Origin of the sequence: Bradyrhizobium neotropicale, assembly GCF_001641695.1 — a bacterium.
Lineage (GTDB): Bacteria > Pseudomonadota > Alphaproteobacteria > Rhizobiales > Xanthobacteraceae > Bradyrhizobium > Bradyrhizobium neotropicale.
Genome location: NZ_LSEF01000025.1, coordinates 162,350 through 175,683, shown reverse-complemented (window position 1 = coordinate 175,683; position 13,334 = coordinate 162,350). Strand labels below are relative to the sequence as shown.

Here is a 13,334-nt window from a genome sequence, read left to right as displayed (position 1 = left end):
CCGATGGACCCCACGGCGCTCCTCCTGTCGCGGATACAATTCGCCTTCACCATCTCGTTCCACATCATCTTTCCGGCCTTCACCATCGGCCTTGCGGCGTGGCTTACCGTGCTTGAGGCGCTGCACCAGTACAGCGGCAAGCCCGTCTACCGGACCCTGTTCGAGTTCTGGCTCAAGATATTTGGCGTCGCCTTCGGCATGGGCGTCGTATCGGGAGTGGTGATGGGGTTCCAGTTCGGAACAAACTGGAGCGTTCTTGCGAAGATGTCAGGGCCGATCCAGGGCCCGCTTCTGTCCTACGAGACATTCACCGCGTTCATGCTGGAGGCCAGCTTCTTCGGCATCCTCATCTTCGGGCGGAGCCGAGTGCCGCCCTGGTTCTACCTGTTCTCCACCGCCATGGTGGCGCTCGGGACGACGCTTTCGGCGTTCTGGATCATGGTGAACAACAGCTGGATGCAGGCGCCGACCGGCTATGTCTTGCAGAATGGCCAGTTCGTTCCTGACGACTGGATGGCGATCATCTTCAACCGGGTGGTCTGGGTCAGGTTTCCGCACATGCTGCTCGCCTCCTATCTGACCGGCGCGTTCTGCGTCGCGGCGACCGGCGCTTGGTATCTGCTGCGGGGGACCTATCGCGCCGAGGCGCATGTGATGCTGCGCATGGGCCTCGCGCTGGCGGCCGTGCTGCTACCGGTCCAGCTCTTCATCGGACACCTCGTCGGCGACTATGTCCACGACTATCAGCCGGCCAAGTTTGCGGCGATCGAGGCCCGCTGGCATGACGAACAGCCGGCCTCGGAGGTGCTGATCGCGATCCCAGATTCCGGCACTGAATCCAACAAATACGCCATATCGATCCCGATCCTCGGAAGCATCATCGGCAGCATGAGTCTGACCTCGAAGGAAGTGGGTCTGACCAGTTTCGCGCCGCAGGAGCGGCCGCCGGTGGCGATCCCGTTCTTCGCCTTCCGCATCATGGTCGGCTGCGGTCTCGTGATGCTGGGGCTGGCCTGGCTTGGGACCTATCTCGGCCGCAAGCACCGCCTCGAGCGGAACCGGCTGCTGCTATGGGGCATCTTCCTCAGCTTTCCGCTGCCATGGGTCGCGATCCTCACGGGCTGGTACACCGCGGAAGTAGGGCGCCAGCCCTGGACGGTTTACGGCGTGTTGCGGACTGCCGATGCGGTGACGCCGTTCCTGACCGCGCCTGCCGCGACGGCGTCGCTGATTCTGTTCGTCGCGGTCTACGCCTTCATCTTCTCGTTCGGGACCCATTACATCTACCGGCTGTTGCGTGCCGGTCCGGCGGGACTTGGCGACAAGCCCCTGCACAACCCGGCGCCCAATCGCCCCATGTCGCTTGCCGATAGGCCACCGCTATCGGGCGACTACGCTCAGGCAGGAGAATGACCATGGTGACGTTCTGGGTGGCTCTGCTGGCGATCAGCATCCTGATCTATCTCCTGCTCGATGGCTTCGATCTCGGCGTCGGAATTTTGTTCCTGCTGCCGAACAGCGAGCAGCGGCGGCAGGCCATGCTGGGCGCGATCGCGCCGTTCTGGGATGGCAACGAGACCTGGCTCGTGGTGACCGGTGTGATCCTGTGGGGTGCATTTCCGGTCGTGTATGCGACGGTGCTCTCGGCCTTCTACCTTCCGGTCATCTTCATGTTGCTGGGATTGATCCTGCGCGGGGTCGCATTCGAATTCCGCTCGAAGTCGCAGCGCTCGCGCTGGGTCTGGGATCTCAGCTTCGGCCTCGGCTCCCTGGTCGCGAGCTTCATGCAGGGTGTGATGGTCGGCGCGCTCGTGCAGGGCCTGCCGGTCGTGGATGGCCAATATACCGGCGGGGTGCTCGGCTGGCTGAGCGTGTTCTCGGTCCTGTGCGGTGTCGGTCTTTGCCTCGGCTACGCGCTGCTCGGGGCGTGCTGGCTGGTGAGAAAGCGCGGGGGCGCTGTTCGCGACCTGGCGCGAAGCCAAATTCCCGTGCTGGCAACCGGGGTGCTCCTGTTCCTGATCCTCGTCTTCAGCCACGCGCTGATCCAGCACCTGCCGATCCTGCAGCGCTGGATCGAGCGGCCCTATCTGTTCCTCTTTCCTGCGATCGGCGCCGGCGCCGCCTGCATGCTCGCCTCGAGCATCCTGCGGCATGACGACTATTGGCCGTTCCACATGGTCTCGTTGATCTTCGTATCAGCGTTCGGCACGCTGGCTCTTTCGTTCTGGCCCTACATGGTGCCCTTCGCCATCACGATCGATGAAGCCGCCGCGCCTCATGCCAGCCTTGCCTTCATGTTCTGGGGAGAAGGCCTGTTCATCTTCCCGCTCATGCTGGCCTACGTCGCGATCGGCTTCCGCGTCTTCCGGGGCAAGTTCGAGTCGGAAACGGCTCGCTACTGACGGCAAAAGAAAGGCGCCGGTTTCGGCGCCTTTGTCGTTCAGGATTTCGGCATGATGCCTGGACTGGTGTCCGGCCACTGGGCGATCACCTTCTCATCGATATTGAGGTGCTGGGCGACCAGTGCGGGCGGTGTGTGCGCAAGCCAATTGGAGAGCGATACCTCCTCGTAACGCGGCGCGCGGAATACACCGACGAACTGTACGTCGGTATCGCCGACGTTCTCGACGTAATGTCCGAGATTGCGCGGGACATAGCCGATATCGCCCGCGGAAAAATCCGTCGTTCGCGCGTTGGGCCCCGTATCGAACACCGTCATCCGCGCCTTGCCTTTGATATAGTACTGCCACTCATCCGCGTTCGGATGCCAGTGCATCTCCCGGACGGCGCCCGGAGGCATCGTCACCAGCGCGGCCGCAACCGTGGTCGCCACCTTGAAGTTGGTGCTGTCCGCGACGCGGATGCTTCCCGCCGAACTCTCCTTCACGGGAGCCGAGCTGCCCAGCGAGTAAACGAACGGGTAGGGCGGTGCCTCGGCATGTTTGGCAATGGCGGCGCGATCTGCGGCGAGATCGCCGGGTACCGTGCCCTGGAAGATCCATCGATCGTGCAAGGGAATATTGGCGAAGGTTTCGGCCGGCACTCCGAAATTCCTGGCCAGCACCTCCGGAGGCGTGTGGGCGAACCAGTCCGTCACCAGCAGGGTGTTGAACTCGTTGGCGTGACCGTCGTCGAAGCAGATCACGAACTCGCAGCCGTCGGGACCCAGTCCTTGCAGGGAATGCGGCGCACCCGACGGAAAGAACCAGAGGTCGCCGGCCTTGAGGTCGGCCACATAGGGGCGGCCCTGGACGTCGAGCACCGTGATGCGGCAGTTGCCGTAGGTCATGATCGCCCATTCGGCCGCCTGATGCCAATGCAGCTCGCGGATGCCACCGGCAGACAGCCTCATATTGACGCCGGAGATCTCCTTCGAGATCGCGAAATCCTCGACCGTGACCTGGCGGGCCCATCCGCCGTTCTGAATGCGCCTGGGCGCGTTGTTGAACGAGGCCCAGTTCATCTGCAAGCCGCCGACGTCCGTCGCCGGCGGCTCTTGTGCCGAGGGAAACTGCTTCGCCAGGGCCGGATTTTGCGGCCCGGGATCGCTCAGGCTTCCGGGGCTCTTGGCATTGATCGCGCCCTGCGGCGGCTCATCCGGATTGCCGAAGGTTGCGGCTTGCGCGCTGGAGCTGACCATGGCGGCGCCTGCCGCCGACATAGCCAGCAATTCACGTCGTGAAAACATGTTGGTCGCTCCTGAAATGCATCTCGAGCCTTCATCGCGGCGAGGCTCCACGAGACTAGCCTAGTTTCGCCCTGTGGACGCAGCTTCCGCGAACGGCGATCCTTTTTCCGGAATGCACTACCGACTTCGGCGGGGCCCTCGCGATTGCACCGGGGGGAAGCTGTGCAATTGAGAAATTCGAAATCCGATTTGAAAAGACTAGTCCGGCGCGGGCGTCCTTAACTGGCATGAGGATCGTCACATCGAGAGACCTCTCAGATGACCAGGAAATCGGTTCGTCCCTATCATGAGCCCGCCGGCGGCTGGGGTGCCCTCAAGGCGCTGAGCGAGGCCCTGCTGGTGCAGCGGGTGCCGGTGAAGGGCGCGGCGACGCTGAGCCGGATGAATCAGCCGCAGGGATTCGATTGCCCCGGCTGCGCCTGGCCCGATCCGAAGCACACCTCGTCATTCGAGTTCTGCGAGAATGGCGGCAAGGCAATTGCCTGGGAAGCGACCTCTAAACGGTGCACGCCCGAGTTCTTTGCCGAGCATACAGTCACGGAACTTGCGAGCTGGAGCGACTATGATCTCGAGATGGTCGGGCGGCTCACGCATCCGATGGCCTACGATGCTGCCTCCGACCGCTATCTTCCTGTGCAGTGGAGCGATGCGTTCGACATGATCGGCCGCCAGCTCAGGGCCCTGCCGGACCCGAACATGGCGGATTTCTACACGTCCGGGCGGACCTCGAACGAGGCCGCCTTTCTCTATCAGCTCTTCGTGCGCGAATACGGCACCAACAATTTTCCGGATTGCTCGAACATGTGCCATGAGGCGACCAGTGTCGGCCTGCCGCATTCGATCGGCGTCGGCAAGGGCACGGTGCTGCTCGAGGATTTCGACAAGGCCGACTGCATCTTCATCTTCGGTCAGAATCCCGGCACCAACAGCCCGCGGATGATGACGAGCCTGCGCAATGCGGCGCGCCGCGGCGCCTCGATCATCTCCATCAATCCGTTCCGCGAGCGTGCGCTGGAACGCTTCCAGGCACCGCAGAGCCCCCTCGAGATGATCACGCTGAGCTCGACGACGATCAGCTCGAAACTCTTCCAAGTGCGGATCGGCGGCGACGTCGCGGTCTTGAAGGGGATCATGAAGCTCCTGGTGGAAACTGACGAGGCCGCGCGTGCCGCCGAGCAGCCGGAGATCCTGGACTGGGATTTCATCCGCGGGCACACAGTCGGGATCGAAGCGCTGATCGACGATCTCAACCTCACGGCGTGGCCGGACATCGAGCGTCAGTCGGGCCTGACGCGCGAGGACATGGAATACGCGGCCAATGCCTACATGAAGGCGGAACGCGCCATCTTCGTCTACGGCATGGGCATCACCCAGCACCAGCGCGGTGCGCACAACGTGCAGCAGATCGCCAATCTGGCCCTGTTGCGGGGCAATGTGGGACGTGAGGGCGCCGGCGTCTGCCCGGTTCGTGGCCACTCCAACGTGCAGGGCGACCGCACCGTCGGCATCACCGAGGTCCCCAACGCGGAGTTCCTCGAGCGCCTGGAACAGCATTTCGGATTCAAGCCGCCATCAGCGCCAGGACATAACGTCGTGACCGCATTGGAGGCGATGATCCGCGGCGAGGTGAAGGTCTTCTTCGCTGTGGGCGGCAATTTTGCGGCCGCAATCCCCGACTGGCAGGCGACGCAGGCTGCGTTGCGCGAGCTCGATCTGACCGTCCATGTCTCGACCAAGCTCAACCGCAGCCATCTGATCCATGGCCGTGCCGCCCTGATCCTGCCGTGCCTCGGCCGCACCGAAATCGACGTCCAGGCGGCGGGGCCGCAATCCGTCACGGTGGAAGACTCGATGTCCATGGTCCATGCCTCGGGCGGTCGCAACAAGCCGGCATCGGAGCATCTCCTCAGCGAGGTGGCGATCATTGCCGGTGTCGCCAAGGCGACGCTCTGCGACCGCACGGTGGTCGACTGGGACGGGTTCGTTGCCGATTACGATCGCATCCGTGATGCGATCGAGGCGGTCTTCCCCATCTTCCAGGGCTACAACGCACGCATCCGCGTTCCCGGTGGCTTCCATCTGACCTCGACCGCGCGGGAGCGGATCTGGGCGACACCGTCCGGCAAGGCCAATTTTCTGGTATTCGAGGGCTGCGGAGAGGACCCGCCGCAGTGCGATCCCGATTTCCTGTGGCTCAGCACGATACGCAGCCACGATCAGTACAACACCACGCTCTATTCGATGTCGGACCGCTATCGCGGTGTGTTCGGCCAGCGTGACGTGGTGTTCCTCAACGAATACGAGATGAAGAAGCGCGGCCTTGCCGAAGGGGATCGCGTGGATCTGATCACGGAATCGACCGACGGCGTCGAGCGGATCGTGCGCAACTTCCGCGTGGTCGGCTATTCCTTTCCGACCGGCTGCTGCGCGGCCTATTATCCGGAGACCAATCCGCTGGTGCCGCTCTATGCCCGCGACCCCATGAGCTTCACGCCGTCATTCAAGGGCGTTCCGATCCGCCTGGTGCGCGCGAGCGCCTCCGAGTCCGCGATCGAGGAATAGAGTCGCCAACCGATCTCGACCAGCGACGAGCCGGATCAGGCCGTATGCGCCGTGCTCGAGATCGGCAGCGTAAACCAGAAGCGGGCGCCTCCACCTGGGCCGTTGCCATCGGCTTGGATCCGGCCGCCATGCGCTTCGACGATGGACCGGCAGATCGGCAGTCCCATGCCCATGCCGCTTTCCTTGGTCGTGAAGAAGCTCTCGAAGAGCCGGCCGACATGTTCGGCGCCGATGCCGGGTCCGCTGTCCTCCACGGAGCAGCATAAGGTGCCCCGGTCCAGAGTGACCGTGCTGATGACGATCCTGCGATCTTCGCTGCCGGCCTGCGTCATGGCCTGCATGGCGTTGATTGCAAGGTTGACGATCACCTGCTGGAGCTGGGTGCGGTCGCCGAGCAGCCGCGGTACCGCCGGATCGGAATGATGCTGGATCGTGACCGCGCGGGATTCCATCTCATGTTGAAGGAAGTGCTGGGCTTCCCGAATGACGTCGTCAAGCGACAGCAGGATCCGCTCCGGCGCCCTCCTGGTGGCCATGCCGTGGACGCGCGCCACGATGTTCGCGGCACGCTTGGCATCCGCAGCCATGTTTTCGATCACGCCGCGCGCCTCCTCCATGTCGGGATTGGGCCTGTTCAGCCAGCGCAGCCCGGCTGCGGCATTGGTCGCGATGGCGGCCAGCGGCTGGTTGATCTCGTGGGCGATGGAAGCGGTGAGCTCGCCAAGCACGGAGACCCGAGCCGCATGCGCGAACTCCGCCTGCACCTGCTGGAGCCTTTCCTGGGCGCGAACACGTTGCGAAATGTCGATCGTGCCGACGAGGCTCAATTCGAGATCATTGATGGGACCGACGCGCGCCGTCGTGAAGAGAACGTCGAGGACGCGGTCGTCCCACGTGACCATCCTGGTCTCTTCCTCGAAGTTCGTCTCACCGCGAAAGCGGGACTCCATGGCCCGACGGAAAGTATCCGGCCGCTCCCTCCAGGTGTCGGCCATGGAACGTCCGGCATAGCCGCCGCCGAACATCTGAACCGCGCGTTCGTTGGCCTCTTGAAACGTGAGCGCCTCCATGCAGGTCTGGAGGAAATCGGGATGGCTGTCGAAATAGCTGCCGAGATCCTCGATCCCTTCCGCGCGCAACTTTCGGAACAGTACCACCAGCCGGCTGGCGTCGAGCTGCCGGAGCGCGATCGGCATTCGGCTGAACAGCTGGCGATAGCGCAGCTCGCTCCGTTCCAGTTCGGCGTGGGCCTTCTTCTGGGCGGTGATATCCCTGGCCGCGGCGGCCAACTGCTCGCGCTCTAGGCTGTGCAGGCGCCTGACCAGGCCGACGATTGTCAGCGACGTGATCAGAAAGGTGGCCAAGGTGACGATGTCCTGGAGGCCGCCGACCGCAAGCGAATAGATGGGATCGATGAAAAGGAAGGCGAGCCAGCCGACCGCGACAGCGGAAAAGATCACCGACGACACCAGACTGTCGAGCAGCGACAACAGGACAATGACGATGAGGAGGGCAAAGGCGGTGGTGGTGAAGTTGAATCCGAGCAGGAAGCAGGCGAACGACAGCAGGGTCAGCGCAGCGCTTCCCGCGGCGCAGAGAGCGGCATGAGCGAGGACGCGAGTGTTCCGATGTTCGGCTTGGACCGGCTGCAGGCGGTGCCACCATCGCTTGGACTGTAGCAGACGAAAGTCATCCAGGCGTTCGGGCGGCGTGTTCGATCGCTGACACTCGGCCGTCATGGAGCATACTGCGGACGATCGGACGATTTTGCTCGGTCCAACTGGACCGGGATCGTGAGATCGTTACCCGGCGCGGACACTGGACAGATCGTCCCCATGCGGCGGCCCGTCAGGGGCTCCCGGCCTCCACAGGCGAATCCGGGCTGGGTCAGCCGATGAGACAGGTTCGAGAGATACGCGTTGACCATCAGATCGCTTTTCCGAGTCCAGTTGCTCGGAGCATTGAGCACGAAGTGCGTGCGGTCTACCGCGTTGCGGAATAAGAGTCTTTTGCTTTCGTGGAGCTTTTGTCAAAACGCACGGCGGCGTCACCGAAGGCCAGATTGTCGCGGCTTCGATCCCAAACGCGGCTGTAGTCGCAGGCTGGTGAGAGGGCCGGAAAGTCGGAGCGGTTCGGCCAGCCAACCAAAAATCTGAAAAACAACCCCATGCAAAGTAGCGCGAGGCTGCCGACACGACGCAGCGCTCAGCCAAACCGTTTTGACGCCTCAGCCAAATCGTTTGACACGTCGGGCAAAACACCGGCAACCTGCGATCATCGGGCGTCGTCACGGCAGTCGGCAGACTCCGGATGAAGAAGGGACGCGTCTTTCACCCGGACCGTCATCCCCTCAGGGCGTTGAGAACGCATCAGCTCCGCAGGCCGCGTTACGCCGAACCGTTTCTCGAACTCTGCGACGTTGACGATGCCGCGGCGATGGGTGCCGTCGCCGATCTTGCGGGTGCCGTCCCAGGCCTCGACCTCGAACACGACGCTCTTCGCCTCGATCTCGACGATCCGAGCAACCGCACGCACCATGCGGCCAACCGGCGTCGCCGCGAGATGGCGGACGTTCACCATCATGCCGACGCTGACAAATCCGGCCGGCAAGGATGGCTGGATCGTTGATCCCGCGGCCATTTCCATGTGCAGGATCATCATCGGCGTGCCGTAGACCCCCGGCATGCCCGGCACCACATGGCCGACCGTCATCTCGGGCGTGACGGTCAGACGCTTTTCCGCCGTCATGCCGACGGTCACGCTATCGAGCGGACTCATGACTTAACCTCGTGTCTGGTGCGGCCGTGGACGGGCCGGATGGCCCGGCCGCCCGCGGCCTGGTGAACCACGCGCCGAGCCTGTCGAGATAGAGATAGACCACAGGCGTCGTGTAGAGCGTCAGGATTTGCGAGAGCATCAGGCCGCCGACGATGGTGTAGCCGAGCGGTTGGCGCAGCTCTGAGCCGGTGCCGGTGCCGAGCATCAGGGGCACGCCCCCGAGCAGCGCGGCCATCGTCGTCATCAGGATCGGACGGAAGCGCAGCGTGCAGGCCTGGTAGATCGCTTCCTGCGGGCTGAGCCCATGCTGGCGCTGCACCTCGAGCGCGAAGTCGACCAGCATGATGCCGTTCTTCTTGACGATGCCGATCAACAGGATGATGCCGATAATGGCGATGACGCTGAGATCCATGTGAACGGCGAGCAGCATCAGCAGCGCGCCGATGCCGGCGGAGGGCAGGGTCGACAGGATCGTGATCGGGTGGATCAGGCTCTCGTAGAGGACGCCGAGGATGATGTAGATCACGATCAGCGCAGCGCCGATCAGCAGCGGCGTGCCCGACAGAGAGGATTGGAAGGCTTGCGCATTGCCCTGGAACGAAGTCGCCAGCGAAGCGGGCTTGCCGGTGTCCTTCTCGATCTTCTGCACGGCCGCCACCGCGTCGCCAAGCGCAGCGCCGGACCGCAGGTTGAACGATATCGTGACGGAGGGAAACAGGCCCTGGTGATTGATCAGGATCGGCGCAGGCTTGATGACGCTGTGAACCAGCGTGCTCAAGGGGACCTGCTGGCCGGTGGCCGAGTTCAGGTAGATGTCCTTGAGCGCTTCGGGTCCGTATTGAAACTTCGGATCGACCTCCATCACGACGTGGTATTGGTTCAGCGAGGTGAACATCGTGGAGACGATACGCTGGCCAAAGGCGTCGTCGAGGGTATTGTCGATCGTTGTGGGCAGGATGCCAAAACTCGAGGCGACTTCGCGATCGACGGTGACGTCCAGTCTCGGTCCGGCGTTGGCCTGGTCGGTTGCGACATCGGTGATGATGTCGAGCGCGCGAAGCTTCTCCAGGAAGATCGCCGACCAGTGGGCGAGTTCATCGGAATCGGCATCCGTCAGCGTGTACTGATACTGCGTCTTCGACAGCCGCGCGCCGATCGTGATGTCCTGCGCCGACTGCATGTAGAGCGTGATGCCCTGGATATGAGCGAGCTGCGGTCTCAGTCGATTGATGATCTGGTCGGCGCTGGCCTTGCGTTCGGGTTTCGGCTTCAGCACGATGAAGATGCGTCCCTGGTTTAGCGTGGCCGTCGGGCCGCCAGGGCCGATATAGCTCGCCACCGACTGGATGGCCGGATCCTTCAAGAGGATGCCGACGATCGCCTGCTGGCGCTCGGACATCGCGGGGAAGGAGATGTCCTGCGCTGCTTCGGTGATGCCGACGATCTGCCCGGTATCCTGTTGCGGGAAGAAGCCCTTCGGGATGATCACATAGAGATAGCCGGTCACCGCGATGGTGGAAAGCATTACGATCAGCGTTACGAAACGGTGGCGCAGCACGACGCGCAAGCCCCGTGCATAGAGCGCGAGCAGGGCATCGAAGCCGCGTTCGAACAGGAGGTAGAGCCTGCCGTGCTTCGTGCGTGAATCGTCTTTCAAGAGGCGTGCGCACATCATCGGCGTCAGGGTGAGCGAAATGATCAGCGACAGCAGCAGCGAGGCGGTGATCGTGATGGCGAATTCCTGGAACAGCTTTCCGACATAGCCGCCCATGAGGAAGAGCGGGATGAACACCGCGATCAGCGACAGCGTGATCGACACGATGGTGAAGCCGATCTCGCTGGAGCCCTTGAGGGCTGCCTGCATCGGTGTCATGCCCTGCTCGAGATGGCGCACGATGTTCTCGATCACGACCACGGCATCGTCGACCACGAAACCGACCGCGATCGACAACGCCATCAGCGACAGGTTGTCGAGGCTGTAGCCGAGCACATAGAGCACCGCGAACGTCCCGATCAGCGACAGGGGGACCGTCACCGCCGGAATGATCGTGGCCCAGAAATTTCGCAGGAACAGGAATATCACCATGACGACCAGCGCGACCGTCAACATCAGGGTGAACTGGACGTCGGAGACGGCGGCGCGAATGGTGGCGGTGCGGTCGGCGGCGATCGCCACCTTGATCGCGGGAGGAACGGATGCCTGCAGCGTCGGCAGCAACGTCTTGATGCGGTCGACCGTCTGGATCACGTTGGCGCCGGGGACACGCTGGATGGCGAGCACGATGGCGGGCTGTTTGCCGTACCAGCCCTCCAAAAGGTCGTTTTCAGGAGCTTCGATGGCGGTGCCGATGTCGCGTATCCGCACTGGCGAGCCGTTGCGATAGGCGATGATGAGAGCTTCATACGCCGAAGGCTTCAGCAATTGGTCGTTGGTGTTCAGCGTATAGGTGACGCGCGGGCTGTTGAGCGTGCCCTTCGGCAGGTCGACATTGGCGCCGGCGATCACGCTGCGGACGTCTTCAAGCCCGATTCCCCGGGCGGCAAGCGCCTGCGGGTTGACGCGGACGCGGATCGCGGGCTTCTGCTGACCGCCGATTCCGACGAGGCCGACGCCGGGAATCTGCGAGATCTTGGGCAGCAGGATGTTTTCCGCGTAGGCGTCAACGGTGGTCAACGGCAGCGAGTCGGAGGTCAGCGCGAGCAGCATGATCGGCGTTTCCGCCGGGTTCACCTTCCGGATCGTCGGCGGGTAGGGAATGTTCTGCGGCAGAAACGGGCTGGCGGCATTGATCGCGGACAGCACATCGACCGCCGCGCTGTCGACGGTGCGCGACAGCTCGAACTGGATGGTGAGCTGCGCGACGCCGAGCGCGCTCGACGAGGTGAGCTGCGTGACGCCGGGAATCTGGCTGAGCTGCTGCTCCAGGGGCGTCGCTACCGATGACGCGATGGTTTCGGGATCGGCGCCGGGCAATTGCGCCGAGATCTGGATCGTCGGGTAATTGACGTTCGGCAGCGCGCCGACCGGCAACAGCGGATAGGCCGCAAGGCCGCACAACAGCAGGCCCGCCATCAGGAGCGCGGTTGCGATCGGCCGGAGGATGAACGGCGCAGAGAGGTTCATGGAAGGGCGTCCTGCACCGAACTTTGCAGGTCGGCTTCGCGCGCGGCCTTGCCGTGAAGCTCGCGAACGCGGCTGCCTTCGGTGAGGCGATACTGTCCGTCGACCACGACGACGTCGCCTGATTTCAAGCCCTGGTCGATCAGGGCCTGGCCATCGCTGATTTGCGCGACATGGACAGGTCGCAGCTTCGCCGTCTGGTCGGCCGCCACGACATAGACGTAGTTGCCGTTCTGGCCCTGCTGCACCGCTGAGCCGGCTACCGTCAGGGCATCCTTCCGCGTCTCCATCAGCAGGCGTGCATTCACGAGTTGCCCCGGCCAGAGCCGGTGCTCATGGTTTGGAAATTCCGCCTTGAGCTGGACCGTGCCCGTCGTGCCCGCGATCTCGTTGTTGACCAGCAGGAGGCTGCCCTCGTCGAGCTTCATCTTGTTGTCCTGGCTGTAGGCGATGACTTTCAGCGTTCCCTTCGCGGCCCGCTGCTGGATCACCGGAAGATCCGTCTGCGGAAGGGTGAAGAGCAGGGAGATCGGTTCGATCTGGGTGACGACGACGAGGCCGTTCGGATCGGTCGGATGGATCACGTTGCCGACATCGATCTGGCGGACGCCGGTAATGCCGGGAATGGCCGAGGTCAGGCGCGTGTAGCTGAGCTGGACGTTGGCCTCGTCGATCTGTGCCTGGTCCGCCTTCACGGCCGCCTTGAGCTGAGCCACCTGCGCCGTCTGTGTCTCGATCAGTTGCGGGGTCGCATATCCCTTGTCGCCGAGCTGATTGTAGCGGGAGAGATTGGCCTCGGCGTTCGTGAGCTGAGCCTGGTCGCGGTCGCGATTGGCCGTCAGCTGCTCGACCTGGGCCTGATAGGGACGCGGATCGATCTGGGCGAGCAGGTCGCCGGCCTTGACGGTCTGTCCCTCGGTGAAGGCGATCTTTACGATCTGCCCCTGGATCTGGCTGCGAACGATGTCGGTGTTGTAGGCGATCACCGTGCCGATGCCGCGAAGAAAGATCGGAACGTCCTTGCCGGTGACGGTGGCCGCGACCACGGGGACAGCGGCAGGCACTGGCGCGGCGACGACGGCCGGGTGCCTGTCCGTGCCGAAGAACCAGAAGCCTGCGCCCGCCAGGATGGCGGCGGAAGCGGCCAACGTGATTGCGAGGGTTGGTTTCACGGTGATGTTCCTC

7 protein-coding genes and 1 pseudogene are annotated in these 13,334 nt (G+C 63.4%); 3 read left to right on the top strand and 5 right to left on the bottom strand.

Features of this window, described 5'->3' with window-relative positions:
• Window positions 1–3: 3 nt before the first annotated feature.
• Both AXW67_RS04720 and cydB read left to right on the top strand, forming a co-directional pair.
• Complete coding sequence (locus tag AXW67_RS04720) at window positions 4–1,413, top strand: cytochrome ubiquinol oxidase subunit I (RefSeq protein WP_063676897.1); 1,410 nt, start codon at window positions 4–6, stop codon at window positions 1,411–1,413.
• Window positions 1,414–1,415: 2 nt separating this feature from the next.
• On the top strand, window positions 1,416–2,402 hold the full coding sequence (gene cydB / locus AXW67_RS04715; RefSeq protein WP_063676896.1) for a cytochrome d ubiquinol oxidase subunit II: 987 nt from the start codon (window positions 1,416–1,418) through the stop codon (window positions 2,400–2,402).
• Window positions 2,403–2,440: 38 nt separating this feature from the next.
• On the opposite strand, the gene AXW67_RS04710 is transcribed toward cydB, so the two are convergent.
• A complete protein-coding gene (locus tag AXW67_RS04710; RefSeq protein ID WP_063676895.1) occupies window positions 2,441–3,688 on the bottom strand; it encodes an oxalate decarboxylase family bicupin in 1,248 nt (415 codons plus the stop codon).
• A 258-nt stretch (window positions 3,689–3,946) separates the two neighbouring features.
• On the opposite strand from AXW67_RS04710, the gene AXW67_RS04705 reads away from it, so the two are divergent.
• On the top strand, window positions 3,947–6,250 hold the full coding sequence (locus AXW67_RS04705) for an FdhF/YdeP family oxidoreductase (protein WP_063676894.1): 2,304 nt from the start codon (window positions 3,947–3,949) through the stop codon (window positions 6,248–6,250).
• A gap of 35 nt (window positions 6,251–6,285) precedes the next feature.
• On the opposite strand, the gene AXW67_RS04700 is transcribed toward AXW67_RS04705, so the two are convergent.
• The 4 genes and pseudogenes from AXW67_RS04700 to AXW67_RS04685 form a co-directional block, all read right to left on the bottom strand.
• Window positions 6,286–7,989 (bottom strand): PAS domain-containing sensor histidine kinase, encoded by a 1,704-nt coding sequence (locus AXW67_RS04700; RefSeq protein ID WP_082907767.1) that lies wholly within the window; start codon window positions 7,987–7,989, stop codon window positions 6,286–6,288.
• A gap of 646 nt (window positions 7,990–8,635) precedes the next feature.
• A pseudogene (locus AXW67_RS04695) lies at window positions 8,636–9,028 on the bottom strand (thioesterase family protein); the annotation flags it as partial.
• On the bottom strand, window positions 9,012–12,152 hold the full coding sequence (locus AXW67_RS04690; protein WP_063676893.1) for an efflux RND transporter permease subunit: 3,141 nt from the start codon (window positions 12,150–12,152) through the stop codon (window positions 9,012–9,014). The pseudogene AXW67_RS04695 and the gene AXW67_RS04690, both read right to left, overlap by 17 nt.
• Window positions 12,149–13,321 carry an efflux RND transporter periplasmic adaptor subunit gene (locus tag AXW67_RS04685; protein ID WP_063676892.1) on the bottom strand — a complete coding sequence of 391 codons (1,173 nt, stop codon included), beginning with the start codon at window positions 13,319–13,321 and terminating at the stop codon, window positions 12,149–12,151. Before AXW67_RS04685 ends, AXW67_RS04690 begins: the two co-directional genes overlap by 4 nt.
• Window positions 13,322–13,334: the final 13 nt, after the last annotated feature.